The organism is Streptomyces sp. NPDC046915, from assembly GCF_040644935.1.
GTDB lineage: Bacteria > Actinomycetota > Actinomycetes > Streptomycetales > Streptomycetaceae > Streptomyces.
The window spans coordinates 123,822-148,514 of record NZ_JBEYXB010000016.1 but is presented as its reverse complement, the minus strand read 5'-3'; the positions used below and the strand labels follow the sequence as shown (position 1 = coordinate 148,514).

General features: G+C 71.4%; 20 protein-coding genes and 1 pseudogene. 10 read left to right on the top strand and 11 right to left on the bottom strand.

Features of this window, described 5'->3' with window-relative positions; all coding sequences use genetic code 11:
* Positions 1 to 114: 114 nt before the first annotated feature.
* The 3 genes from ABZ915_RS34315 to ABZ915_RS34305 all read right to left on the bottom strand — a co-directional run bounded on the left by ABZ915_RS34315 (position 115) and on the right by ABZ915_RS34305 (position 4,193).
* Positions 115 to 1,296 (bottom strand): ROK family transcriptional regulator, encoded by a 1,182-nt coding sequence (locus tag ABZ915_RS34315; RefSeq protein ID WP_361811336.1) that lies wholly within the window; start codon positions 1,294 to 1,296, stop codon positions 115 to 117.
* Between the two features lie 260 nt (positions 1,297 to 1,556).
* The gene (locus ABZ915_RS34310; RefSeq protein ID WP_361811333.1) at positions 1,557 to 1,682 is read right to left on the bottom strand and encodes a hypothetical protein; all 126 of its coding nucleotides are present in this window, start codon (positions 1,680 to 1,682) and stop codon (positions 1,557 to 1,559) included.
* A gap of 591 nt (positions 1,683 to 2,273) precedes the next feature.
* Complete coding sequence (locus tag ABZ915_RS34305) at positions 2,274 to 4,193, bottom strand: hypothetical protein (RefSeq protein ID WP_361811330.1); 1,920 nt, start codon at positions 4,191 to 4,193, stop codon at positions 2,274 to 2,276.
* A 532-nt stretch (positions 4,194 to 4,725) separates the two neighbouring features.
* Between ABZ915_RS34305 and ABZ915_RS34300 the strand changes: the two genes are divergently transcribed.
* Together ABZ915_RS34300 and ABZ915_RS34295 are read left to right on the top strand one after the other, a co-directional pair.
* Positions 4,726 to 5,418 (top strand): hypothetical protein, encoded by a 693-nt coding sequence (locus ABZ915_RS34300; RefSeq protein ID WP_361811328.1) that lies wholly within the window; start codon positions 4,726 to 4,728, stop codon positions 5,416 to 5,418.
* Between the two features lie 101 nt (positions 5,419 to 5,519).
* Entirely contained in the window at positions 5,520 to 5,711 is a 192-nt protein-coding gene (locus ABZ915_RS34295; RefSeq protein WP_361811325.1) for a hypothetical protein, read from the top strand.
* A gap of 142 nt (positions 5,712 to 5,853) precedes the next feature.
* On the opposite strand, the gene ABZ915_RS34290 is transcribed toward ABZ915_RS34295, so the two are convergent.
* Positions 5,854 to 6,432: a hypothetical protein gene (locus ABZ915_RS34290; RefSeq protein WP_361811322.1), complete on the bottom strand. Its 579-nt coding sequence runs from the start codon at positions 6,430 to 6,432 to the stop codon at positions 5,854 to 5,856.
* Positions 6,433 to 6,676: 244 nt separating this feature from the next.
* Between ABZ915_RS34290 and ABZ915_RS34285 the strand changes: the two genes are divergently transcribed.
* The gene (locus ABZ915_RS34285) at positions 6,677 to 8,563 is read left to right on the top strand and encodes a HEAT repeat domain-containing protein (RefSeq protein ID WP_361811319.1); all 1,887 of its coding nucleotides are present in this window, start codon (positions 6,677 to 6,679) and stop codon (positions 8,561 to 8,563) included.
* Positions 8,564 to 9,076: 513 nt separating this feature from the next.
* On the opposite strand, the gene ABZ915_RS34280 is transcribed toward ABZ915_RS34285, so the two are convergent.
* From ABZ915_RS34280 to ABZ915_RS34265, 4 genes are all read right to left on the bottom strand, one after another.
* Positions 9,077 to 9,295: a hypothetical protein gene (locus ABZ915_RS34280; RefSeq protein ID WP_361811316.1), complete on the bottom strand. Its 219-nt coding sequence runs from the start codon at positions 9,293 to 9,295 to the stop codon at positions 9,077 to 9,079.
* Positions 9,296 to 9,427: 132 nt separating this feature from the next.
* On the bottom strand, positions 9,428 to 9,883 hold the full coding sequence (locus ABZ915_RS34275; RefSeq protein WP_361811314.1) for a hypothetical protein: 456 nt from the start codon (positions 9,881 to 9,883) through the stop codon (positions 9,428 to 9,430).
* Positions 9,880 to 10,881: a metallophosphoesterase gene (locus ABZ915_RS34270; RefSeq protein ID WP_361811311.1), complete on the bottom strand. Its 1,002-nt coding sequence runs from the start codon at positions 10,879 to 10,881 to the stop codon at positions 9,880 to 9,882. The genes ABZ915_RS34275 and ABZ915_RS34270 overlap by 4 nt, the downstream gene beginning before the upstream one ends.
* On the bottom strand, positions 10,881 to 11,432 hold the full coding sequence (locus ABZ915_RS34265) for a plastocyanin/azurin family copper-binding protein (RefSeq protein WP_361811308.1): 552 nt from the start codon (positions 11,430 to 11,432) through the stop codon (positions 10,881 to 10,883). Before ABZ915_RS34265 ends, ABZ915_RS34270 begins: the two co-directional genes overlap by 1 nt.
* 529 nt (positions 11,433 to 11,961) lie before the next feature.
* Between ABZ915_RS34265 and ABZ915_RS34260 the strand changes: the two genes are divergently transcribed.
* The 5 genes and pseudogenes from ABZ915_RS34260 to ABZ915_RS34240 form a co-directional block, all read left to right on the top strand.
* Positions 11,962 to 12,582: a sigma-70 family RNA polymerase sigma factor gene (locus ABZ915_RS34260; protein WP_361811305.1), complete on the top strand. Its 621-nt coding sequence runs from the start codon at positions 11,962 to 11,964 to the stop codon at positions 12,580 to 12,582.
* A gap of 25 nt (positions 12,583 to 12,607) precedes the next feature.
* Positions 12,608 to 13,393: a zf-HC2 domain-containing protein gene (locus ABZ915_RS34255; protein ID WP_361811302.1), complete on the top strand. Its 786-nt coding sequence runs from the start codon at positions 12,608 to 12,610 to the stop codon at positions 13,391 to 13,393.
* Between the two features lie 449 nt (positions 13,394 to 13,842).
* Positions 13,843 to 14,358 carry an ATP-binding protein gene (locus ABZ915_RS34250; RefSeq protein ID WP_361811299.1) on the top strand — a complete coding sequence of 172 codons (516 nt, stop codon included), beginning with the start codon at positions 13,843 to 13,845 and terminating at the stop codon, positions 14,356 to 14,358.
* Between the two features lie 229 nt (positions 14,359 to 14,587).
* Positions 14,588 to 15,079, top strand: coding sequence for a hypothetical protein (locus ABZ915_RS34245; protein WP_361811296.1), 492 nt, complete (start codon positions 14,588 to 14,590; stop codon positions 15,077 to 15,079).
* Positions 15,080 to 15,234: 155 nt separating this feature from the next.
* Positions 15,235 to 16,121: pseudogene (locus tag ABZ915_RS34240) on the top strand (transposase); the annotation flags it as partial.
* A gap of 699 nt (positions 16,122 to 16,820) precedes the next feature.
* On the opposite strand, the gene ABZ915_RS34235 reads toward ABZ915_RS34240, so the two are convergent.
* From ABZ915_RS34235 to ABZ915_RS34225, 3 genes are all read right to left on the bottom strand, one after another.
* Positions 16,821 to 17,534: an SDR family NAD(P)-dependent oxidoreductase gene (locus tag ABZ915_RS34235; RefSeq protein WP_361811293.1), complete on the bottom strand. Its 714-nt coding sequence runs from the start codon at positions 17,532 to 17,534 to the stop codon at positions 16,821 to 16,823.
* 62 nt (positions 17,535 to 17,596) lie between these two features.
* Positions 17,597 to 18,619, bottom strand: coding sequence for a zinc-dependent alcohol dehydrogenase family protein (locus tag ABZ915_RS34230; protein ID WP_361811291.1), 1,023 nt, complete (start codon positions 18,617 to 18,619; stop codon positions 17,597 to 17,599).
* Positions 18,620 to 18,775: 156 nt separating this feature from the next.
* Complete coding sequence (locus ABZ915_RS34225) at positions 18,776 to 20,041, bottom strand: MFS transporter (protein ID WP_361811288.1); 1,266 nt, start codon at positions 20,039 to 20,041, stop codon at positions 18,776 to 18,778.
* 138 nt (positions 20,042 to 20,179) lie between these two features.
* On the opposite strand from ABZ915_RS34225, the gene ABZ915_RS34220 reads away from it, so the two are divergent.
* Positions 20,180 to 21,139, top strand: a complete 960-nt coding sequence (locus tag ABZ915_RS34220) for a helix-turn-helix transcriptional regulator (protein ID WP_361811285.1) — start codon at positions 20,180 to 20,182, stop codon at positions 21,137 to 21,139.
* A 245-nt stretch (positions 21,140 to 21,384) separates the two neighbouring features.
* On the top strand, positions 21,385 to 24,693 hold the full coding sequence (locus tag ABZ915_RS34215; RefSeq protein WP_361811282.1) for an ABC transporter permease: 3,309 nt from the start codon (positions 21,385 to 21,387) through the stop codon (positions 24,691 to 24,693).

Genomic DNA, 24,693 nt, shown 5'->3' with positions numbered 1-24,693 from the left:
GCGGACCTGGTCAACACGGATCACTGCGCTGGTGTGGTGTGCAGGTGAGGGAGGTCGTACGAGTACGAGTCGTGCGGATCGCGCACGTGGGACTGGCGGGAGGAGCGCCCGGGGTTACGCGGGCAGGAACAGGTGGTCGCTGATGAGCCGGGCGGCGCCGATGACGCCGGCGGCCGACCCCAGTTCACCGAGGACGATGGGAAGGTTGCCGGTCGCCAGGGGCAGCGACTGGCGGTAGACCTGGGTGCGGATCGCGGCCAGCAGGGTGTGACCGAGGCCGGTCACACCGCCGCCGATCACCACCAGGCCGGGGTTGAAGAAGGAGACCAGCCCGGCGATGACCTGCCCGGTGCGGGTGCCGCCCTCCCGGATCAGATCGAGCGCGGTCGCGTCTCCGGCGGCCGCCGCGGCGGAGACGTCGACGGCTGTCAGGGTGCCGTTCGCCGCCAACCGCGAGGCCAGTTCCACTGAGCGACCCCGCTCGACCGCCTCGAGTGCGTCGCGGGCCAGGGCCGCGCCGCCGAAGTGGGCCTCCAGGCAGCCCCGGTTGCCGCAGGCGCAGGGGCGTCCGTCGGGTACGGCCTGGATGTGCCCGATGTCGCCGGCGCTGCCGGTGACGCCCCGGTGGACCTCGCCGCCCGCGACGATGCCGCAGCCGATGCCGGTGCCGATCTTGACGCAGAGGAAGTCGCCCACGGAGCGTGCGACCCCCGCGTGCTGCTCCCCCAGCGCCATCAGGTTCACGTCGTTGTCGACCATGACCGGGCAGCCGAACTCCTGACTGAGCGCCTCCCTCACCGGGAAACCGTCCCAGCCCGGCATGATCGGCGGCGCCACCGGGACGCCGTCGGGGAAGCGGACCGGGCCGGGGACGCCGATACCGACGCCGTCGAAGCCGTCCGCGAGCCCGCCGGCCTTGAGCTTTCCGGCCAGGGCCAGGACCTGCTCGAGGACCGCGACCGGGCCCTCGCGCACGTCCATGGGCTGATTGAGGTGTCCCAGAACCTCCAGTTCGGCGTTGGTGACGGCGACGTCGACCGAGGTCGCGCCGATGTCGGCACCGAGGAAACGCAGCCGCGGATTGAGCCGGACGTTGTGGGAACGGCGGCCGCCCCGCGAGGGGGCCAGCCCGTCAGCCACGACCAGGCCCGTCTCCAGCAGCCGGTCCACCTCCACGGCCAGTTTGGACCGGGACAGGTCGATCCGGTCACTCAGTTCAGCACGGGAACTGGGGCCGCCGTCGCGCAACAGCGTCAGCAGCCGGGCCTGATGAGCATTGGCGGGTCGCTCCGTCATACGCCTCACGTGCCCCTCACCGCCCCTGTCGGACCTGTCCGTCGACTTCCGGCCACCTTACGGGTACCGGCTTGCTTCGTCAGGGACGGTAACAGCATCCACTCGTACCGGGAAGAAGTTTCACCATGATCGGTCGAACTTTATCCAGGATGAGGACAAAGTTAGGCGGCAGTCGCCGTGTACAGCTCTGCCGGTACCGGGCTCGATGCCCGGCACCGGCAGAATGCGCTCCAGGTCAGCGGCCTCCTCGCGCTTGCAGGTCAGCCCACGACGAAGACGTAGCTGCCGGCGGAGACCCGGTAGGTCGCCAGCAAGGCAGTCCGGGCGTCGGGAGGCGGCCGCATGGAGCCCATGGCGGTGACGCGATCCGGGGCCACCGCGGACATCCGGACCACGCCGTGCTGCCCACCGGGATGCAGACCTACAGGGTGAAGCGGCCCTGGCCGCCCCTCCCCCCAGGCGCTGCCCACCAGCCCCTGAAGCATGCGGTCGCTGGTGACGAGATAACCGCAGCCGGGCGGGGAGCCGCGCCTCAGCGCTGCTTACCCGGCAAGCTCTCTCTTGTAGAAGACGGTCGCCTGGAACTCGTCAGGACTGACAGCGATTTTGCTGGAGTAGCCGAACGCGAGCCGCGGACCGCTGGAGGACCGCCATATCGCCATTCCCTGAGGTTCGCGACCGGGCAGCGAGTTGCCCGCGGTCGTCTTGAACTTCTCGTTGTACTGGCGCCGGTCCGGTTCATATCGACTCGGACCAGATAGGAGGGCCTGGCCGGGTCCGAAGGCCGCTCGGGCGGACCATCGTAGGAAAGGTATGCATACTGGCCGGCTGTCAACAAGGAAATGCGGCCGCTTGCGGCGGCTAGGTACGTCCAGCACGAGGGCCTCTCCACCCGGCACGCCGAGAGCACGCACCGGACGCCGCCGGGCCCGCCCTTCGGGCGGAGGACGGGACTTTCGCAACAGGTGTGCCGGAGTTCAGGGCGGGGCTGCCACGGCTGCCGCGGCCGCGGTAAGGATGCGGTGCAGGACGGGGACCGGGATCGCCGGGTTGGTGACCGCTGCGTATGCCGTGTCGCGGTCGTGCAGCAGCCCGGCCAGGACGCGGGCCGGCAGCTGCGGATTGCGTACCGCGGTGCCCCGGACGTGGACCTCCGGGTCGTTCAGCAGCCGCACCGCGTCGGCCGGTGACAGTCGGGGGTCCGCAGCCGCGCGGTGGCGTACCTCGGCTTCGGGATCCCGGGCCAGGCGTGCGACGTCGGCCGGTGTCGACTCCGGATCGTCAAGGGCCAGGCGGCGCATCCGCCCGCTGGGGTCGGCGGTGTAGCGCAGCAGGCCCGTACGGGGGAAGTTGGGGTGGCTGCGGGGCCGGTCTGGGTGGCTGAAGCTGCCGTCCCACCAGCGCCAGACCTCCAGCAGCATGTCGGCCGGCGCGTCCTCGCACGATTCGGCGAGGAACAGGCGGACCACCCGGTCCTCGTCGCGCGCCAGGCGCGCCACGACATCCGGCGGGAGGTGCCGGGCTCGGGCCACACTGCGGCGGACCAGCGGGTGGGACGACGCGGCGAGACGGCGCATCGCATCGGCGTCGCCGTGCAGGTCCTCGACCCAGGGCAGGGTGTACGACATCGACGTCGAGTCGAAGTCGTGGCGCACCGCGGCACGTTGCTCCTCGGTGAGGTCGGGGCGCAGCGCCACCGCGGAGCGGATGCCGTCCTGCGGGTCCTCCGCCAGCACGGCGACGCCGTGCGCGCCCAGGCCCGGGTTGGCGGCCAGCGCCCGACGTACCTCCGCGTCCCCGTCCCGGACCAGCTCCGCCTCCAGCTCGGGCGCGAGGCGGCACCGTTCGAGCGCCCGCCGCGGGTCGGGCAGGGCGGCGAAGACCTCTCGAGGCATGGGTTCGCCGGTGTGGTGGGCGAGCAGCGCAGCCGTTCGCACCGTGTAGTCCGTGTCGGCCAGCAGCCGCTCCCGCAGCGGTGCAGCGAGGTCCTCCCACCGGGCACAGACCGCCACCCGCACCCGAGGATCGGCGTCGGCGGCGAGGCCAGGGAGGTGCTGTGCGGGGAGCCCCGGGAGTTCGGCGGCTTGCGCGCGGGACGGGCCGGCGAGGAGGTCGTCGTACAGGTCCTCGGGGAGCTCGGCGCCCCAGATGCAGGCGTGCTCCGCCCAGAGCACGCGTCGATTCGGTGACGGCTCGGCGCGGACCAGGTGTGCCCACTGAACGGACGTGAGCTTGGGCCGGAAGGTGTCGGCGGGCCTTGACCGCACCCGCGGATCGGGGTGCGTCACGGCGGCGTCGAGGACGGCGGGCCGGTCGCATCCGTGCAGGAAGCCCGCCTCCACATCCAGCAACCGGATCAGCAGTTCGTCCGTCGCGGCCGGATTGGACCCGATCCCCTCGGCCCAGTGCAGAGGCCACGCACGTCGACCGGGCACCGCCGCCCACACCTCGGCGCGCTCGGCCTCCGTCTCGCGGCCGGCGGCCGCGGCGGCCTCCTCCAGCCGCTCCGGCAGTCGGTCGAGTGCCGTCACCCGAGGCCCGCCCGCACCGGGCACCTCCGCCAACAGCACCTGCCCGTCAAGGGAGAGCGCCACGAACCCGGGGGCGCCGGTCAACTCCGGCACGCCGCTCCCGGTGTGCCGGACCCGGGTCCACCAGGAGTCGTTGCCGCCGGTCCGGTGCCCGAGGACGACCACCAGGAACTCACCGTCGACATCGCAAAGACGGCGCCACCACGCGGCATCGAGCGCTTCCCGGGCCACGCCGTCCGGCGCCGCGATCCCCCGCGCGATCCTCCAGCCGGCCTCCGGCGGGAACAGGCTGCCCGGGCACACGTCCTCGACGACCGTGAGTCCGACGCGTGCAAGTAGTTCGTGGATTCCCTCTCGGTGCTGCACTCGGTCATGATCCCCGCCGACTCGCGGTGGGACAAGGTCCTCAGCCCAGGCCCAACCGGCCCTGACCCGCGTACACGTCATTCCCTGCGACGTCGTTCGGCGGCCCCACCGGGCGACTGGAACCGGCCCCCACTTGAGCATCGGCAGCTTTCTCAGGCTGCGGCAGAGACCTGTCCGTGCCGGCACGAGGACCGCTTCGAGCCAAGGCGCGGGAGGCGCCCTCGGAGAAGCGGGCGTGCAGTTCGGCGGAGTGCAGGCGGTGCCACACGGTGTGCCGGCGCGTGGCCACCGGGTCGGTGTCGGTGTACCCGCCGACCAGCAGCGCCTCGCCGTTGCGGGAGCGCCGCATCCGCCGCCGCGGACCGTCCAGTGTCGCTCGCGGATCTTTGAGTACGCGTACTCATGCACTCGTGTACGGAACAGGGAAATGTGTGGTGACGACCGTTAAGTATGCGGGAAGGGCGAGGAATTGGGATTACATCGGAGACTGGCCACTGGTGTGCTGATGGTGGGATGTGCGTTGATGATGACGGTGGCCACCGCATGCTCCCGACCGCCCGCCGACAGTGAGCTGCGGGCCAAGGCCCGGGGAGCCGAGGCACAGCGCATCCGCGACTCGAAGGAGGCGTATATCCGGGGGCTGCTGGTGCCGTTCAGCCACGTGAAGGGCCTGCACCCCGGATATACGATGTTCGAGGACAGCTGCAACAAAGCCCGCGAGGGAAACATCTTCGAGCCCGCCACGGGCCCCTTGCTGACCTGCTCGATGAGCGGGCATGCCGTGTTCGGGGTCGAGGGTGAGGTCGCCGACGTGCTGCGGCGTATCGACGCCGCACACATCGCGAAGTGGCAGCCCAATGTCAACGGCCCCGGGAGTGCGTCCGGGGGATCGATGGACTACGCGCTGATGTACCAGCGGATGCGGGGCGTGGAGCCCGACGGGCAACTGATGCCCGCTCCCTACCTGGAGTCGGTGAACGAAGATGTGGAGATCACATGGGACACGCCGCCCCACGGAACCACGCCCCCTCTCCACCAGGTAGAGGGCAGGGAAACGCCCGCCTGCCCGCCAAAATCCGTCGTGTACTCCCGGTGCGACATCACCCCCCAGCGCCCTGAAGCCGTGCCGTCCATCCGCGCCCGGTACGGAACGGTTCTCCAAGTGGACATCCGACCGCCTCTCTCAGACGGAACCTACTTCGAGGTGCCCCGCCCAAGGTCCTGAGTTCGGATGTGGTGACGTGCGCTGCTGATCCCTCGCACCGGATGGGGCACCCGCTCCGCCGCAGAACGTCATCCCAGCAGCATGCAGGCGTTCACCCGATTGTGAGTACCGACGTCCTCGGTCGCGGGACGGGCATGTGGCAGGTCGACAAGAGCGATGGCAACAAGCTCGCGGCCTGGTCCTTCGACAGTCCGACCAAGGGACAGCCGGACACCGCCGTGTCCGCAGTGTGCCGCGGCGGCTGCTCACGGTTGCGGCTGGCTCAGGAGTGCGCGGAAGGAGGTGTCACGTGAGGCGCCCCAGCCGGAGGGCTCCTCGGCGGGCTTCGTGCCGCAGGTGCCGCTGCACGGTCCGCGGGATGGCGTGGCAACTCGTGATCCGAAGGCGTGTGAGTCGGCTGCGGGGCGCGCGAACCCGGGCCTGTGGCCGATCGGTTCAGTGTCGCGGCGGATACTCGATGGTGTATTCCTCCACGATGCCGGGCTGGTGCGCGGCGTACTCTTCGCGTGCCTGCCGGTCTTCCTCGCTGAGTGGAGGGTGCAGGGCAGGGGTGGCTGGGGCGTGCCAGAGTTGGACGAGGTGGTGTTCTCCGTGGTCGCCGATGCCGGGTTCGGGGTCGTCGGCATGGCAGTACAGGCGCATGCGTACCCAGTCGCCCCTGCTGGCGAGGGGCGCCATCTGCGGTGGGGGTTCGTCTTCGGGCCAGGCGTCCCAGAAGTCGCCCTGTCCGATGGTGGCCAGGCAGAGGGTGGGAATGTCGGCGCGCAGGCTCATCTCCTCCGCCGGCTCCCATCGATGATCCGCTTCGGGGGCGGGTGGGCTGTCGTGTACCTGGACGGTCATCCGGAGCGGGCCGGTGTCGGTGGTGGGAAGTACGACGGCGATGGCTTCGCCGGCCGGCCCGCAACGCCATCCGTACGGCATCTGGCGCGGGAATTGGTAGTCGTCGTCGAAGCCGATGAGGTAGCCGTGTTCGCCGAGGTCGACGGTGAACGTCACTTCACGCAGCAGCATGGGGACCCTCTTTCAGCGCAAGAAAGTGCCCGGCTCCCCCGTGGTGCGGGAATGCGGGGCACCCTGCCTGGCGGCGAGTGTAACGGCGCGCTGACTTTGGCAGACGGCGCCGGGAGAGCAGATGGGCACCCGCTCCAGCGGTCCTGCAGAGGCCGGCTTTCGATGACAGGATGTCCGTCGGAGAACCCATTCGCGAGGTCCCGGGGGCTATGGGCCGCAGGAACAGCGCTTGAGGCGCTGGACCATGTGCCGTGGGAGCGGCTGGAGTCGGCGCTCGGGCACCCCCCTGTTCGACTGCTTCGCGCTGGGCACCGGACGCGTGGCCTCCGTCGCAACCGCCGCGCTGGCGTTCGTCGTTGCACTCGCCGGCGATCCGGACATGGGCGCGCGGGCCACACTCGTCCAACTGCCGGCGAGTCTGTCCAAGACGACGGCCGAAGCCGACCCCGGCCTGGTGGACACGGGGTGGCACGAGGCATGGCGGCTCCAGCGCTCCCGGATCCGGGCGCTGCTCGCGGACCCCCTGCCGGAGGTGCGGAGGGAAGCCCTCCCCCTCGGAGATGGTGTCGACGTGCTGCGGGAGCGGTGGCACGCCGAGACGGACCCGACGGTGCGGCTGCCCCTGCTGCTCGCGCTGGGGACCGCCGCCGCAGGCTCCGCCCAAGCCGTGCCGGTGGTCAAGGTGCGGGCGGCAGTGGCCGAGGTGCTGCGTACGGACGGTCCCGTCATGCGGGTCGCGGCCGTGCACGCGTGGGCCGCGTTCGATCCCCAGGCGTCGGTCCGTGAGCTGGACCTGCTGGTGGAGGTCCTGTCCGACCCAGCCGTGCGTGCGCAGTTCGAGGCGATCTGGTACGTGCCGGCCATCGACAGTGCCTTCACCCGTGAGGATGTCATCTCTTTGACAGCTCACCTGTTCGAGGCCACGCCGCGGACGGCACTTGCCTTCGTCGTCCGGCTCATCGGCGCGGCGCGCCGGAACGGGGACACCCTGCTGTGCCGCGCCGCGCTGGACGGGGGATGGCGGCTGCTGGTGGTCCGGCCGTCCGCGGCATCATCGCTGTTGCCGCTCGCGGGTGCGCTGCTCGCCGAGCCGGATGACGGCGTACGGTACCGGGCGGCCCACCTGCTGGCCGTGCTGGGTTCGCGGGCGGCTCCGTACGCCGACGAGTTGGCCTCCCTCCTCGACGACCCGGGCGAGGCCGAGTTCCTCGAGGGCACCGTCGGCGACCACGCCCGCTGGGCGCTGAGCCGCATCGGCGACGAGCGCGCCCTGCCGGGGCTGGTCGAGCGGCTGTACGCGCCGTACCGGGGCCAGTACTCACGCGGGTACATCTCGGGCGGCCCCCACCTGCCGGAGGTCGAGGACGTCCTGGAGCCACTGCGGGCGCACGCGGAGGCCCTGCTGCCCACGGTGCGGAAGCTGCACCGGGACGACGGCGTGGGCGGCTCGCTGACCTGCTGCTTCCTGGAAGTCCTCAAAGCGTGGGGGCCGGCCGCTGCGCCCGCACTGCCGGAAGTGGTGGCCCTGCTGGACGACACCGGGTACTCGCTGCACGCAGTCGATGCGCTGGTGGCGATGGGACCGGCTGCGGAGTCAGCCGAGCCCGCCGTGCGCCGGTGCACGGTCCTCGACTTCCCCGGCAACCATCACAAGGTCGCATGGGCGGCCTGGCGCCTGGGTGGCGACCACGACGCGGCGATGCGGCTCATCGGCGAGGCGGTGCTGACCGAGGACGAACCGCTATACGGTCCCGTCGGCCTCCTCGGCGATTTCGGACCGGCGGCCGCACGCTACGCCGACCGGGTGCGGCGCGTCATGGAGCACGGTGACAGCTGGCTGCGGCTGCGGGCAGCGGTCGCGCTGTGGTCGATCACTGGCGAGCCGGAGCCGAGTGGATCCGCCCTGGAAGAGCACCTCCTTCCCATCGCCGGTGGCGGCGACGCCTACGGCTTGTCCCTCGAGGCGCTGCGCGCCCTCGCCAGGATCGGCACGGTCTCTCCGGCGGCGCGGGCAATCCTGGGTACGGTGCGGGGATCCGGCCGGCGGCTTTCGACATACGTGGACTACCGGGCCTTCATGCAGGACGAGGAGATCCGGTCCGCGATCGACGATGTCCTCGCTCTGCCGTGACGACCGGCCGGCGTGCGGTGCCCGGTCCGGTACCCTCTGCGCCGTCGATAGCCTGAGCAGCCGGGCCTTGCCCGCGGCCAACCACAGGCGGCGGCACAGCGCGCGGCCGGACGTCCGCCGAGCTCGATCACGATGGACCGCGGCCAGCCCGTCAGTCCGGTGCTGGAGCGGCGGTGCCGCTCGGACGGGCCTGGTACCTGCTCGACGACACCTGCCCGGGCGAGCGGTGGACACCGCCTTCACCACAAGGACGCCGAAGGAGTTGCTGACGCGCTCCACTCGCACATCGATCCCGGGAAACAGCACAGCCTCGGCCGTCTTGCTCGCCATGGCAGGCATCCGCCCGCCAGTTGAGGGTTTCGGACTCCTCCTCCCCCGTCCAGGGCGCCCACGGCGTCACGTATCCGCCCTGGCCGCCGGTACGGAGTCACATTGCCGCTCTACCGCTCGGCGGTGCCGTCGTCACTGTCAATCTCGAAGACCCGCAGTGGGGTCGGCCGGCGCATCACGCGGTCAGAGCGCAGTCGGCCGAGTCGGAGCCGCCTGAAAAGCAGAGGCCAGGTCGTGCTCGGTGATCTCGTCGGCGGGGCGGTGGAGTGTCCAGCGGTGGATCCCGCCGTCCATGGGCAGCACCTCGACGACGGTTTCCAGCGGTGCGTAACCGAGTTCACCACAGCTGAATTGGCGGATCACGACGGCGGTGTCGTCGTCCAGGCCGAGCAGGATGCGCACAGCGTCCCTCAGTTCGCGGAGGTGCGGACTCGGCCAGGCGATTCCTGGGCGTGGTTCCAGGTGCATGGGAGATACCCCTTGGTTCCGGGAGGAGTGACAGGTGGCGTAGATGGCGGGCTTCACCGTGGTGGTTCAGTCGGGTGGTGTACCGGTGGCGGCCCGGCTGCGGATCGGCGGCCCGACGGGTGGTCGGGCCGCGCGACGTTGTGTGGCCACCGACATTTGCCAGGTCGCGAGGAGCAGCAGCGTTCCGGTCTCGGCGAGGAGGCTGAGGACGGCCTGTGGTGCGGGCTGTAGACCGCGCTCGGTGAATCCGAACACGCCTACGGTGCGCGAGGCGGTGAACCCTCCGAGGGCCCCGAGCGCGACGCCTGCCGCGGCGGCCCTCAATGTCAGAGGTGGTGTCCCCAACAGGAGCAGGGCGGCGAGGGCGAAGGAAGCGCCGGCCTGGAGGAGGAACAGGGGGCCGATGATGTGGATGAAGCGGTACTCGTCGACGTAGAGCTGGGCGTGGATGTATCCGCCGGCGGCGAGGGTTGCGGCAGTCGCCCATCGCAGGGCGGGGGTGGGGAGTCTTCGGGTGTTCATGCCAGCCTCTGATCCTTGATGGCCAGTTCGCGGTCGCCCTGGCGGTAGCCGACGCTGCGGATGCCAAGTGCGTCTTTGAGCTGTCGGGCGGGGACGACCTGCGGGGTGGGGGCGGGGGCACGGCCAGGTTCGGGCAGGGGGTAGGCGGTGGTGGTGGCGGAGTGGAAGGTGATGTTGCCTTCTGTCTTGGTGAACAGCTGGTGGACGTGCCCGTTGAGGCAGGTGACAGAGGAAAAACGGCGCAGTAGGGCGATGACCTTGAGGGCGTCGTCGGTGCTCCAGCCCCACCGCGGGTACATGGCGAACAGCGGGATGTGGCTGAAGACCACGAGGGGGGTGTCCGAGGGCAGGCCGGCGACGTCCTTGCGGACGAAGTCGATCTGGTCGTTGCCGAGGTGGCCGAGCTTCTCCAGGCTCAGGGTGTTGACCAGGGCGATGAAGTGCACGCCGTGGGTATCGAAGCTGTACCAGCCGTCGCCGAGCGTGCCCGTGCCGAAGGTCCGCCGGTAGGCGCGGCCCGCGTCGCCGATGGAGTCGTGCTCGCCCGGTACGGTGAAGACACGGTCTGTCTTCATTCCGGCCATCATCTGCTTGACCTGGTCGAACTGTCCGGCCGTGGACAGGTGGGTCAGGTCGCCGCTGTGCATGACGAAGTCAGGCCTGAATCCGAGCGAGTTGACCTGGTTGATCGCTTCGGTGAATGAGCCGGCCACGTCCGTGTTCGCAGGGCCCTGGAATCCGATATGGCTGTCGGAGACTTGCACGAACCGCAGCGCGCCGCTTCCCGCGGCGACGGCACCGGCAGTGGCTCCGACGTTGGTGTCCCGGGAGTCGGCGATGTGGCTGATCACCTCTCCACTGGCCACGGTCAGTACCACCGCGCCGCCGAACCACCCTGCGTGGCGTATCAGTTGGCGACGCGTCATGCCGTGTTCCGGGTCGGGCTGGCCGGCGTCGTGGTCCGGCGCTCCGTCGTGGCTGTCGTAGTAGTCGGTCATCAGGTCACCTCCACGGTGGCGGTCATGAACGGATGGATGGTGCAGAGGTAGGCGTAGGTGCCGGGTTTGGTGAACGTGTAGCTGTAGGTGGCGTGGGTGGCCAGGGCGGCTGAATGCAACGGGCCGCCCTTTCCGGAACTGGTGACGGTGTGGGCGTCGGCGTCCTGATTGGTCCAGGTCACCGTCGTACCCACCTTCACCTTGAGCACGGCCGGGGAGAATGCGAAGTTGTTGATTGCAACGGCGTTCCCCGTCACCGGCGCGGCCGGCGCGCCCGTGCTCGAGTGACTGGTGGGCATGCTCATGCTGGGCATCGGCGAGGCGCCGGGAGGGGAACCCGCCGTGTTTCCCGGCCCCGTGGCACCGGGCATCCCGGCCGTCTGGTGCTGACCCGGACCGGGTGTGAGAGCGCCGGCTCCGGAGGACGAGGGATGCGGCGACTGGCCGCATGAGCTGAGGAGCCCCAGCGCGCCGGCGGTGGCGATGGTGGCGACGGCCAGCCCGGCCGCAGCGCGTGAACGCCGGGCCGGTGTGCGGAAGTTCAGGTGCATGGTGTCCGTTCCTCACTGATCGGGCGGAGACGGGGACTGCGCCGGCAGGGGCGCAGGCAACCGCAGGGATATGTGGTGGATGCCGTGTTCATGGCCTCTCTCGATCGCCGCACGTGTCCAGCGCCGCGCAGAGCCGTCGCCGTGGTGTGCGCTGGGTACGAGCCGAGGCGGCGCGGTGGCGCCGACTTAGATGCGCGGGGGCGCGGCGAGCGTGTCCGGCGCCAGGAGCGCTTGCGTCGCGTGGGTGTGTTTCGGTCACCTCCGATCCGCCCTATGACACGCGGGGAATCGATGAGGAACTGCATGTGAGTCGGCTTATGTCCGGCTCCACGGACGGCGAGGGTCGTACGGTTCGACGTATATGCACTTTTGTGAGATTTCTTGGCATCGCCGCAGATCGGTCGGCCTCCACGGGCGCTGTGCACGGATGGGCCCGGTGACGCCGTGAGACCAACCTCCGACGCGCCTCCGCGGCGCTCACCGAGGGTTACCTGTCCTGTGCAGTGCATTACAGGACAAAGCAGTGCATATGCGCGACGATCGACTTATGCCCCGGAGCTTCCGAAAACGTGATCCAAGGGCCGATCCGGATCGGTCCGCGCGCCGTGTCTCCGGTAAAGGGACCCTTTCGACCGCGGATGAGGAACTGCTGCGCACTCTGTACGAGGAACACGCAGGGCCCCTGTTCCACTACGTGCTGCGACTGACCTCAGGAGACTGGCAATGGGCGGAGGATGTGGTGCAGGAGACGCTGCTGCGGGCGTGGCAGCATCCCGCCGCGTTCGATCCCGCACGCGGCCCGGCCCGGGCATGGCTGTGTACGGTCGCCCGGCATCTGGTCATCGACGCCCACCGGGCCCGGCAGGCCAGGCCTGCCGAGACCGGCGGCGAAGTGCTGGAGCGAGCCGCCGAGCAGACACCGGGCGAGGACGAGATCGAGCAGGCACTGCAGAGCTGGGCGGTTGCCGACGCCGTCCGGACGCTGTCACCGGACCACCGCGCGGTGCTGCTGGAGACCTACTACCGGGGCCGGACCATGGTGGAGGCCGCACGGGTACTGGGCATCCCGCTGGGCACCGTGAAGTCACGGACGTACTACGCCCTGCACGCCCTGCGGCTGGCGCTCCAGGAGCGGGGGATCGAGCCATGACCGTGGTGTGCGGGAGGTGGCGGCCATGAGTGCGGAACACGACGCCCTCCGGCTGGCGCTGGGGGGATACGTCCTGGGCACACTGCCCTCGGCAGAAATGGAACAGGTGCGCGTCCATCTCACGGAATGCGACGAGTGCCGGGCCGAACACATCCGGCTGTCGGGGCTGCCCGCGTTGCTGGCGACGGTGACCGCGGCGGAAGCGGCGGCCCGAACGGTGCCGGCGGGGGACGGGGAGCTGTCCGACCGGCTGGTGGCACGGGCAGCCGAGGGCACGCAGGGCTCCTCGCCCACACGGCCTGTGGTGCCGACGGCGCCGACACCACAGGCGGATGTGCTGGAGCGGCTGCTGCGGCAGGCCGCGTCCCGGCGCCGCAGGACCTGGCGTCTGCAACTGGCCGGCGCCGCCGCCTCCGTGACGTTCATCGCGGCAGCGGCCGGCGGCACATGGCTGGCGGCTGGCGGCTCCTTGAGCAGTCAGGCAACGCCGCCCGGGCCGACCGCGCCGGCTGCCTGGCGCACGTTCTCCGGAAGCGATCCCGCCACCGGCGTCTCCGCCTCGGTGAAGGTCTCCCCCTCCGCCTGGGGCAGTGTCCTGCAGGTCTCCGCCAAGGGCGCGCCCGCCGGAATCACCTGCCGGCTGCAGGCGGTCGGGCCCGGCGGCGCCAGGGCGGACGGCGCCACCTGGCGGGCAGGCGAGTACCCGCCCGGCACCACGATCCCAGGGGCGGTCGCCATGTCCCCAGGAGCCATCGAGCACTTCGAGATCCTCGCAGACAACGGTCAGAAGCTGGTCACCATTCGCTCCTGAGGCATTGCCGACCGACGCCACCACGCCGTGCTGCGGCCGCTTCGCCTGCACAGCCGGTCATTTGGCGGACCATGTCGACACCGAGGCAGTTCAGCGGCTCGGTCGTCGGGCTGCGGGCAGCTCCCGTCACACGGCCTCGGCAGCGGCAGGCCTGCCACCCCGCGCCGGGATCCCTCGGGAGCCGGGCGCCCTCACCGCCCGCTCCCGCGAACCGGCCCTGCCCTCAACCGACTTGCCGCGTGAGTGCGCCGACGATCGGGCGAGGGGACCGAGCTACCGGTCCTGCCCGGCCGACTACGGCCTCGATCGACTTCTCACAGAGGTGACAGAGGTGCGTGGGGCCCAGCCAGGCCGCTGGCATTGACGTGGTCGGCAAGAAGTCGAGCAAAAGGTGCAATTGACTCGAACCATTGGGCATGCGTCGTCCGTGGAACTGAGTGAGCGCGCCCATGCAGGACCAGCCCACCGACCGCCCCGACGTTGTTGGCGTCTCCCCCGATCCGAGCTCCGCACATCCACAGAAGAGCCAGAAGAACATGTTTGTGACCGAATCGCCCCTCCCGAGTTCGCTGCTCGACCAACCCTGCCGCCACCAGGCGCTGCTCACCCTGCCCGCGCAGGAGGCGCACGTCTCCGCCGCTCGTCACTTCGCGGCCGATCTGCTCGAGACCTGGAGCGTGCCCGCAAGCGAGCGGGACTCCGCCGTTCTCATCATCGACGAACTCGCCACCAACGCCGCCCAGTACGGCCGCGAGCGCATGACCCTGGTGCTCGTCCTCGACCACGGCACTCTGCACATCATGGTCGTTGACTCCGGCATGACCGTGGAGCGCCATCGCTCCGACATCGCCCCCGACGAACATGGCCGCGGCACCGGCATCGTCCGGTACCTCGCCCAGTCGACCGAGGTCCGCCAGACGCGCAGCGGCCGCGAAGTCCGCGCCAGCCTGAGGTGTTCGGCATGACCGGCCCGGGCGTTCCGCGCGAGCTGCGACGCCGGGTCGACCGACGACCCCGCGAGTGGGACTTTGCAACCCATAAGCCGTGCCCCATCGACGGCTGCCCAGGCCCGGCCCGGGTTCCGATGCGGTCCGCCGCGCACCCACCAGCCCTCGATCACGGCGGTCCCGATCACGACACGGTGCTGTGCCGACGCTGCGGCGCCGGCCCCTGCGTACCGGCGGAGTGGTGATCATGGACGTCACCCCGAAGAGCCATCAAGGCATCGACGCCCCGCCTCCGCACGAGGCCTACAGGAATGCGCCTGACCTGCGCCGCGAGATGCATCACGTGCTCGCTCTCGGAGCCGAACGCGACGGCCGCCAGACCCCGTCCGTCACCGGCCCCCTCGTCGACGCGACATCCGCCGAACGGGCCTGGCTGCTACGGCGGGCGGCCCTCATGGACAGGATGGCCCTGGAAGACCCCGGCCCCGGCCCCCTCGCAGCCGCCGCGGAAACCGCCGAGCAACTCGTCCTGCACGACCGCCGCCATCCGGACCTGGCGGCCGGCCCGCTCCACCCCGACGCGATCACGCTCACCCCCGGACTCCGCCTCTACGTCCGCCAGGAGTACGCCGCCTGGACGGCCACCCGGCCATCCACAGTCTCGCCCGGAAAGTGCGCACCCCGATGCCGGGCATCACGGGCCGTGCCGCATGAGTCGCCGCCGGCCGGTGAACCTTGATGGCTGGACACTGTCGGACCGGGTGGGGCACTCCTACCCCTTCCACCACTCCGCCTGGACGGCCGCTTCACCGTCCGCGTTCACACCGGCATGAGCCACGACTCCACGATCTACGACGAAGGGCGAGCCGGCCCGGGACATCGTCCGTCGCTGCCTCGGCGGTGCTGGATGCGGTCCGGCTGGAGGCCGGCGTCGACGCCGCCGCGATGACCACGGTCCAGATCCGCGGAGTCGTCGAGCGGCTCGTCGCTTTCGACCAGTGGAAGCCGGGCGGCCCAGAGGTCCTGGCCGTGCCGGACGCCGGATACGACGCACCCCGCATCGCCCACTTGCTGGGCGACCTGCCCGTCGAGATCCTCGGCCGACTCCGTTCCGACCGCGTCATGCGCCGACCGGCACCGCTGCGGGTCTACGACCCCGAGGGCGGCCGAGCGCCCAAGCACGGCGGGGAGTTCGTCTTCAGCGACCCCGCCACCTGGGGCACCGAGCAGGCCGTCACGGTGACGGACACCCGCCTCTATGGGAAGGCGACCGCGCGGGCATGGGACCGGTTGCACCTGAGGCTGACCCGGCGGGCAGCCTGGATCGACCACTACGGACCGTTGCCCTGATCGAGGGCACCGTCATCCGCCTGGTTGTGGAGAAGCTGCCGAGCGGCGAGGTGAACAGGCCTGTCTGGCCGTGGTGGTCAGGCACCGGCGCCAGCGAGGCCGACGTCGGCCGCCGCTGGCAGTCCTTCCTCCGACGTTTCGACCTGGAACACATATTCCGCCTGTTCAAGCAGACGCTCGGGTGGATCAAGCCCCGGCTTCGCAGCCCGGAGGCGGCCGACCGGTGGACGTGGCTGGTGATCGTCGCCTATGCCGAACTCCGGCTCGCCCAACCTCTGGCCACGGATCTCCGGCGGCCCTGGGAGAAGCCGGCCGAGCCGAACAGGCTCACACCCGCCCGCGTCCGGCGGGGGTCCAGGAACCCGTGCACGAAGACCGGCTCTCCGGCCGGTGCACCAAAACCGTCCCGACCGGGTCCAGGTCGACCGCCGGACATGGCACCGCCGATCAGGGGCGTGCCAACCGGCCCGTACAGCACTGTCAGGCAGTCCGGACCAGCGGCAACCCGAACTCGCCGGCCTCGAACGGTCGGGTACGCCTATCGCCCTAGCCAGGTCAGGAACCGCGTGCGTTCTTCACCGCACTGACCATCACCGGACGCGTGAGCGATGTTTCGGGTGAACGTGGAGCCATAGGGCTCGGAGCTGAGCGCGCAAGCCTCTCGGACGGGCTGCAGAGCGTAGTAGCCGAACGCGACCAGTGCCACGGCCAGCAGTGCAGACAGCATGTAGCGGCGGACTATCGAGGGAGGCATGACGTGATCCTACTGACGCTTCACAAACACCGATCGGGTGGCGCGTGAAGGCAGTGAATGTTGTGCAACCTGCTGGTGGGGCAGGGCAGTTGGGCTGACAGACGGGCGAAGCCCCTGATAGATGGGTTCTCGACCAAGAAATCCGTCTCCACCAGGGGCTTCGTGTGCTTGTCCACCCGTCCGGCGTCGACGTGTCCAGCTCTGCCCTGCGCCTGGCGCCGTCTGGTCGCGTGGATGATCCAGTCCTTCCGGGCCCCGCCCGCGGCGCGCTGCCGGACCCTCCGGAGGATGCCGCGCTGTATCAGGCCATGCGCCGCGCCAGCCGGGGCATCACCTCGCCCGAGACCGGCAAGGGGCGCTGACCCCCGGTCGGCGGTCAGTCGAGCCGAACCCCCGTGCGCTCCTCCAGGGCAAGCAGGAGCCGGTCCTGGAACTCGGGGTCGCGCGCGGCGGGGTGCGGCTCCTGGGTGCGCCGGTGGTACCAGTAGCCGCCGGTGGGCGGCGTGATGTCGTCGCGGGTGGCCAGCCAGACCTGGGTCTGGTGGCCGGCGACCAGGTCGTCGGTCGCGCCGGGGCCGCCCATCCGGGTGGGCACCCAACCCGGATCGACGGCGTGGGCGGCCGTCCCCTCCCACCGGGAGGCGACGGCCATGGCCAAGACGGTCACCCACAGCTTGCTGTCGCTGTAGGAGGCCGTGCCGTCGGCCAACCGCGCAAGGCCGGTGGAACCGCCCCGATGCATGGAACTGCTGAGGTAGATCAGGCGGGACGGCCTGTCCATCAGGGCCGTCAGCAGGTAGGGCGCGATGGTGTTGACGGTGGCCGCCTCGGGGGTGTGCATGGTGCCGGCGTTGTGGATGACCGCGTCGAAGCGGCCGAACGCGGCGGCCTGCCGGGCGACACCGGAGATCCCGTCCATCTCGGCCAGATCCCCGGTCGCCTCGCCCGCCCACCGGCCTCCTCCCGCAGGCGCGGTGACGCGTGCCGGGGTGCGGGCGTGGACGACCACGTCGTGCCCCTCCCCGGCCAGCGCGGTCGCCGTCGCATAGCCGAGCCCGCTGGAGGCTCCCGTCACCAAGATCAGAGCCATGTGGTCGGCTTCTCCGTCCGTGAGATGGGGGGAGGGCGAGAACGGGGCTGTCGGCCCGGTACTCAGAGGGTAAGCAGAACCTTGGTCGCGCGACGCTCGTCCATCGCCTTGTAGCCCTCGGGAGCCTGCTCCAGGGGGAGGGTGAGGTCGAAGACCTTGCCGGGATCGATCTTCTTGTCCCAGATCAGCTGGATCAGCTCGGGGAGGAAGCGGCGCACGGGGGCGGGCCCGCCGAGGGTGTGGATACCGGCGAAGAACAGCTCGATGCCGGGAATCTGGACGTCGTAATTGACGCCCACGTAACCCAGGTGCCCGCCGCCGCGGGTGGCACCGACGGCCTGCATGAACGATTCCTGTGTGCCGACCGCCTCGACGACCGAGTGGGCGCCGAGGCCGCGGGTGAGTTCCTTGATCTTGGCGATGCCTTCCTCGCCGCGCTCCTCCACGATGTCGGTCGCCCCGTAGTAGAGGGCCAGCTTCTGCCGCTCGGGGTGGCGGGACATGGCAATGATCCGCTCCGCGCCGAGCTGCTTGGCGGCCAGGACCGCCATCAGGCCCACCGCGCCGTCGCCGACTACCGCGACGGTCTTGCCGGGCCCGGCCTCGGCGGCGACGGCCGCGTACCAGCCGGTGCCCAGCACGTCGGAGGCGGCCAGCAGGGCGGGAACCAGCTCCGGGTCGGGCTGCGCGGGCGTGGCCACCAGGGTGCCGTCGGCCAGCGGGATGCGGGCCTTCTCGGCCTGGGTACCGATGCCTGCGTGGACGAACTCGGCGTGCACGCACTTGGACTGGAAGCCGGCCTGACAGATCTCGCAGGTGTTGTCGGAGATGACGAACGACCCGACCACGAAGTCCCCGGGCTTGACGGTCTTCACCTCCGAGCCGACCTCCTCGACCACGCCCACATACTCATGCCCCATGAGCGTGTGGTCGGCGGGCTCGATGCCACGGTACGGCCACAGGTCCGAGCCGCAGATACAGGTCGCGGTCAGCTTCACGACGGCGTCGGTGGGCTCGACGATCTTCGGGTCCTCGCGATCCTCCACCCGAACATCGCCGGCCTTGTGCATCACTACTCCGCGCATGTGCGCATCTCCTCGTTCTCGTGTGACGGCGCTTGGGCGCCTGGTTCAGAAAGGCACGGGAGCCTGGCGGCCCCCTGCCGTCTTGGTGCTCTGGTACGGCGAACCCACGGGGACGGCGTAACCGCCCGGCCCCGGCCCGCCGGGGCACCCGGGGTTTCATCGCGTCCAGGCTGCCGACCAGTCGAGCGGCGGCGTCCGGCGGCCGCGTCGGGCACGGGCGATGATGATCGTGGGGATCAGGGTCAGGGCGGCGACGGCGGAGCCGACCGTGGCGGGTCCGGCGGCACCGAGCGGCAGGGCCAGAGCACGCCCGGCGATCCAGGAGCCGGCCGCGGTGCCGAGGTTGAACGCGGCGACCGTCAACGCGGATCCCAGCGTGGGGGCCCGGCCCGCGAAGCGGACGGCGAGGGAGATCAGCACCGGAGTGGCCACGAACCCGAAGAACCCGAGCAGGACGGCCAGGACGACCGACGCCGCGGCAAAGCCGGGCAACAGGCCGAGCGCCAGCAGCGTGACAGCGGTTGCGGCCGCAGCCGTGACGGTCGTCGCCTGCGGGCGAAGGTCTCCCAGGCGTCCCCCGAGCAGGAAGCCTGCCAGGGCGCCGCCACCGAACCCCACGAGCACCAGCGGCACGAGACCGGCGGCGATACCCGCCCGGTCGGTCAGCAGCGGCGCGATGTAGGTGTACGTCCCCAGCACCCCGGCATTGGTGGTGGCGCAGGCCGCCAGCACCAGCCAGACCCGGCCGGAGCGCAGCGCCGACAACTCGGTCCGGACCGACACCGCCTCACGGCGGCGCCGGCTCCCGTTCGGCACCCGGCGGGCGATCGGCACCATGGCGGCCGCCGCGAGGACCGCCAGTGCCCAGAACGGTCCGCGCCAACCCACCAACTGCCCGGCGAAGGCCCCCAGCGGCACGCCGACGACGTTGGCGAGCATGGCGCCGGAACCCACCACGCCCACGGCCCGGGACCTCGCGGCCGGTCCGGCGGCACGCGTGGCCACCACATTGGCCACCGCCCAGAACGCCCCGGTCGCCAGCGCGGTCACAAACCGCGCCGCCAGCAGCGATCCGAAGCCGGAGCCCAGCGCGGCCACCAGGTGCCCGGCGGAGAACAGGCCCAGGGCCAGCACCAGCGTCCACCGAGCGGGCAGCCGCAGTGTCAGCATCGCCATCACCGGCGCGCCGACGATCATGCCGAGGGCGAAGACGGTGATCAGAAGCCCTGCCTGGGCCACGCTCATGTGCAGGTCACCCGCGATCTGCGGGAGCAGGCCCGCCACCATGAACTCACTCGTGCCCATCAGGAACGTGCCCAGCGCCAGCACATGGACCACGAGCGGAAGCCGCGAGGGCAGACCCGCCGGGCCGTTGACCCGCACGTCGCCAGTGCGGCGCAAAGGTGCTGCTCGGGTGCTCACTTCTTGGATCTCCACAACAATCGACATCTGGCTGCCGATCCCACGAAACCGGCTCCGTCACTGCGTGAGGAAGGTCGTGTTCATGGGGGGTACAAGCTCAACCTCCCTCCGCGCCGGACCGCGCCTACCGTGGAGGGCATGGACTCCCGCCCCGACAACCGCTCCGACAACCGCTCCGACATCCGGGACTTCCTGGCCACCCGACGCGCCCGGATCACCCCTGCGGAGGCCGGCCTGCCCACCCACGGCCGGCGCCGGGTGCCCGGGCTGCGGCGCGAGGAGGTCGCCGTCCTCGCCGGCGTGAGTACCGAGTGGTACACGAGGCTGGAGAAGGGCCACATCAGCGGCGTGTCCGAAGAAGTCCTCGACGCCGTCGCCCACGCCCTGCACCTGGACGAGGACGAACGCACCTACCTGTTCGACCTGGCCAAAGCCGCCCAACCCGCCAGCCGCGCACCGCGTCGCCGCAAGGCCGTCGACATCCCGCCCCGCGTCCAGTGGCTGCTCGACTCCATGACTCTGTCCGCGGCGTTCGTCACCAACGGCCGCCTGGACATCGTGGCCGCCAACGCCCTCGCCCGCGCCCTCTTCGCCCCCGTCTACGACAGCGAGACCGTGGACGACCGCGGCCGCCCCAACTTCGCCCGCTACTACTTCCTCGACCCCAGCTCCCGCCACTTCGTCGACGCCTGGGACGATGCCGCCGACATCACCGCCGCCCTGCTGCGCGCCGAAGCCGGCCGGTACCCGGGCGACAAGGCGCTGCGCGAACTCATCGGAGAGCTGTCCACCCTCAGCACCGACTTCCGCACCCGATGGGCCGCCCACACCGTGCGTATCCACCATGGCGGCATCAAGCGCTTCCACCACCCCGGCGCCGGGCCCCTGGAACTCACCTACCAACCCCTGGACCTGCCCATCTCCGCCACCCAAGCGCACGCCCTGACCATCTACACCGCCGAACCGGACACCGGCGACGAAGACCGCCTCAAACTCCTGGCGAGCTGGGTAGCCACCCCGGCTGAACCCCAGCGCCCACCGGCCGACCACACCAGACACCAGGACGAGAGCACCAAGACCCGCGGGCAGTCTCGGTAGCGCCCCGCGCCCCGGCGGTCACCGCTCGCTGTCAACGTCCTCGGTGGCGTCCGGGTCGCGCAGAGGACGCAGTCACGGGCCGCGGCAATGCGGCCTCCGCAGCCCGGATTCCGGTCACGGAATGCCGATTTCCGGTCACAATCCGGTCAAGCCCGGTTCACCATCGCTTACCCCACCCCTTCCGGTCTGACAACATCACCGAAAGGTCCGGTCAACGGTGTCAACGGAGGCTTGGGGGAAGCCGGGTGGCGACGTACGGGGGGCGTTTCGGGGTGCGTCCGGGGCGGGCCACGCTTGTCCTGGCGAGGGCACGAGCGCATCGGCCGCTGATCACCGCCGCGCTCGTCACCGTCCTGCTGACCACGTCCGTGCTGGCGGCCCTGGCCGCCTACTCGGCCGCGATCGGCGACGCGGCCCTGCGTCACTCGCTGGCCGAGCCGCGCAACGCCGCCGATGCCGCGCTGGTCGTCACGGCGGAGGTGGCGGCCGATCACCGCCGGGCCGCCGACACCGCTGTGCGCGACGGAGCGCGCCGTACCTTCGACGGACTGCCGGTGACCGTGCGGACGCTGGTGTGCTCCGGCCCGTACGCGCTGCCCGCAACCACCCGGGCCGCAGCCACCCGGCCCGGCGACAATCCCGACCTCACGCACTTCGCGACACTCGACCCCACGCAGGTGCGGTTCAGCGAAGGGCGCCCGCCGCGCGCGGGCACGCCGGACGTCGAGGTGGCGCTGCCCGAGACCGCCGCGCGGCGGCTGCGGCTGACGCCGGGCGCCCGCCTCACCGTCACCGACCGGCTCGACGGGCCGCCCGTGCGGATCCTCGTCACCGGCGTGTACCGGCCCACCGAACCGGCCTCCCCCTACTGGCTGCTGGACGAACTGGGCGGTCGGGGCGTACGACAGACGTCCGACTTCATCACCTACGGCCCCTTGCTGACGGCGCCCTCCGTCGTCACCGGCGGCCGGGTGAGCGAGGGACCGTTCGCGTGGCTCGCCTCCGCCGACTTCGCCCGCCTCACCGCCGAACGCATCGACGCCCTGCGCACCTCCGCGCGCACCGGGCCGGCCGCCCTGCTCAAGCTGCGCACCGGGGACGACAGCGAGGGCGACACGGCCGAGACGACCGCGACCACCGCTCTCCCCGAGGTCCTCGACCGGGTCGAACGCTCCCTGCTCGTCTCCCGCTCCACCCTCCTGATCGTCGCCCTCCAGCTCGCCCTGCTCGCGGCCTGCGCGCTGCTGCTCGTGGCCCGGCTGCTCGCCGCCGAACGCACCGGCGAGACCCGGCTGTTGCGTGCCCGCGGCGCCTCCCGCGCCGCCCTAGCCGGCCTCGCCGCCCGGGAGGCGCTGCTGCTGGCCGGGCCCGCGCTGCTGATCGCCCCGCTGCTGGCAGGCCCGCTGACCCGGCTGCTCGCCGGGCACGGGGCGCTGGCCCGGCTCGGACTGGAGCTGGAGGTGCCGGACGGCGGACGGCTCGGGGTGTGGCTGACGGCGGCCGGGGTGGCGCTGGGGTGCGCGCTGGCGGTGACCCTGCCGGCGGTCGCGTCGACCGGGTTCCGCACGTCCCGTGCCCGCGCCCTGCCCGCCTGGCTGCGGGCCGGCGCGGACCTGGGGCTGGTGGCGGTGGCCGGGGTCGCCTACTGGCAGCTGGACCGCCGTACGTCGGGCGCGATGAGCGCGGACACGACCGGCGCCCTGGGCATCGACCCGCTGCTGGTCGCCGCGCCCGCCCTCGCGCTGCTTGCCGGCGCGGTCCTGACCCTGCGTCTGCTGCCGCCGGCCGCCCGCCTCGCCGAACGCCGGGCGACGGGCGGACGGGGGCTGGCCGCGGCGCTGGCCGGCTGGCAGCTCAGCCGCCGCCCGGGGCGCGGTGCCGGGCCCGTACTGCTGCTCGTCCTGGCCGTCGCGCTCGGCGTACTGGCGATCGGCCAGGGCTCCTCCTGGGAGCGCTCGCAGGACGACCAGGCCGACTTCGCGGCGGGCGCGCCGGTGCGCATCCTGGGCACCGGCGACGGCGAGCTGGGCCGCACACAGGAGTACGCGGCCGTGCCTCATGTGCGCGAGGCCGCCCCCGCCGTACGGACGACCCTGCCGCTGTCCGGCGATCGCACGGCGACGGTGCTGGCGCTGGACACCGCGCACGCGGCGGACACCGTCCTGCTGCGCCCCGACCTGGCGCCCGCCCCGATGAAGCGGCTGCTGGCGGGGCTGGGTCCATCGGGTGAGTCGGCGGGCGCACGCGTACCCGCCGGGGCGACCCGGCTGACGCTGACGGCGACCCTGCTCAGTTCGGTGCGGGGCACGGAGAGCGCGGCGACCGTGACCCAGACGCTGGAGGACGACCACGGCGTGCCCTACCCGTTGCCGTCCGGCAGCCTGCCCGCCGACGCACGCCCGCACATGCTGTCGGTCGAACTGCCCAGCAACCACGGACCGTTGACGCTCACCGGGGTACAGCTCGTGCTGCCTGTGCCGTCCTCCCACGCGGAACAGCACACCCTGACCCTCGACGCCCTGACCGCGACAACCGCCGCCGGCACGGCACAGCGGGTGCCCCTGTCGGCGTCCTGGAGGGTGGCCTCCGGCACCGACGGGCAGGGCTCGGCCGACGCCGCAACCGCGCCGACCCGCCCGCGCGTCCGCCCCGCCGCGCACCCGACCGTGGTGTACGGCACGGGCTACGTCCCGTCCGATCAGCCCCGGCTCAGCCCGTCCCTGACGCTGCGCATGCAGGTGCCACAGCCCAGAACCACCGCGGTGGCCGCCCTCGCCACCGACCGCTTCCTGGCCTCCGCCGGCGCCCGCCCCGGTCAGACGATGGACATCTCCTTGGCGGGGCAGAACGTGCCCGTGCGAATTGTGCGCGCCCTGAGGCAGTTGCCGACGGCCCAGGGCGGCCAGGGAGACGGCGACGGCGGTGCCGTGCTCGTCGATCTGCCCGCCGTGAACCGGGTCCTCCAGGCGCGCTACGGGCTCGCCCTCGCTCCCACCGAGTGGTGGCTGCGGCCGGACTCGCCCTCGTACAGCGCGGACATCGCCACCGCTCTGCGCGCCCGGCCCGACCTCGATCCCGGGCAGATCGTCGTGCGCGACGAGATCGCCGCCGAACTGCGCGACGATCCGTTCGGGGCGGGCCCGGAGGCCGCGTTCACCGCGGCGGCCGCCGCGGCGGCGGTGCTGGCAGCGCTCGGGTTCGCGGTGAGCACGGCCGGGACACTGCGGGAGCGGAACGCCGAATTCGCGATCCTGCGTGCCCTGGGCGCCCCACGTCGCCGACTGGCCCGTGCCGTCGTCGGCGAGCAGAGCGTCCTGGTCGCGCTGGCGCTGGCCGTGGGCACGGGCCTGGGCATCGCCCTGACCCGTGCGGTGCTGCCACTCATCGTCCTGACCGGCGAAGCCACCCGCCCGGTGCCGGATCTGCTCGTCGAACTGCCGCCGCTGCGGATGGCCGCCCTGGTGGCGGCCGTGGCCGCCGTCCCGGTCGTCGTCGTGGCGCTGCTGGCGGTGCGACAGGCCGATCCGGTGCAGGTGCTGCGGGAGGGGGAGTGA

Excerpts from the sequence above, each read along its gene's own strand:
- ABZ915_RS34315 (WP_361811336.1), bottom strand. The coding sequence starts at position 1,296 with ATGACGGAGCGACCCGCCAATGCTCATCAGGCCCGGCTGCTGACGCTG.
- ABZ915_RS34310 (WP_361811333.1), bottom strand. The coding sequence starts at position 1,682 with ATGTCCGCGGTGGCCCCGGATCGCGTCACCGCCATGGGCTCCATGCGG.
- ABZ915_RS34290 (WP_361811322.1), bottom strand. The coding sequence starts at position 6,432 with ATGCTGCTGCGTGAAGTGACGTTCACCGTCGACCTCGGCGAACACGGC.
- ABZ915_RS34285 (WP_361811319.1), top strand. The coding sequence starts at position 6,677 with ATGTGCCGTGGGAGCGGCTGGAGTCGGCGCTCGGGCACCCCCCTGTTC.
- ABZ915_RS34275 (WP_361811314.1), bottom strand. The coding sequence starts at position 9,883 with ATGAACACCCGAAGACTCCCCACCCCCGCCCTGCGATGGGCGACTGCC.
- ABZ915_RS34270 (WP_361811311.1), bottom strand. The coding sequence starts at position 10,881 with ATGACCGACTACTACGACAGCCACGACGGAGCGCCGGACCACGACGCC.
- ABZ915_RS34265 (WP_361811308.1), bottom strand. The coding sequence starts at position 11,432 with ATGCACCTGAACTTCCGCACACCGGCCCGGCGTTCACGCGCTGCGGCC.
- ABZ915_RS34260 (WP_361811305.1), top strand. The coding sequence starts at position 11,962 with ATGCGCGACGATCGACTTATGCCCCGGAGCTTCCGAAAACGTGATCCA.
- ABZ915_RS34255 (WP_361811302.1), top strand. The coding sequence starts at position 12,608 with ATGAGTGCGGAACACGACGCCCTCCGGCTGGCGCTGGGGGGATACGTC.
- ABZ915_RS34250 (WP_361811299.1), top strand. The coding sequence starts at position 13,843 with ATGCAGGACCAGCCCACCGACCGCCCCGACGTTGTTGGCGTCTCCCCC.
- ABZ915_RS34245 (WP_361811296.1), top strand. The coding sequence starts at position 14,588 with ATGGACGTCACCCCGAAGAGCCATCAAGGCATCGACGCCCCGCCTCCG.
- ABZ915_RS34235 (WP_361811293.1), bottom strand. The coding sequence starts at position 17,534 with ATGGCTCTGATCTTGGTGACGGGAGCCTCCAGCGGGCTCGGCTATGCG.
- ABZ915_RS34230 (WP_361811291.1), bottom strand. The coding sequence starts at position 18,619 with ATGCGCGGAGTAGTGATGCACAAGGCCGGCGATGTTCGGGTGGAGGAT.
- ABZ915_RS34220 (WP_361811285.1), top strand. The coding sequence starts at position 20,180 with ATGGACTCCCGCCCCGACAACCGCTCCGACAACCGCTCCGACATCCGG.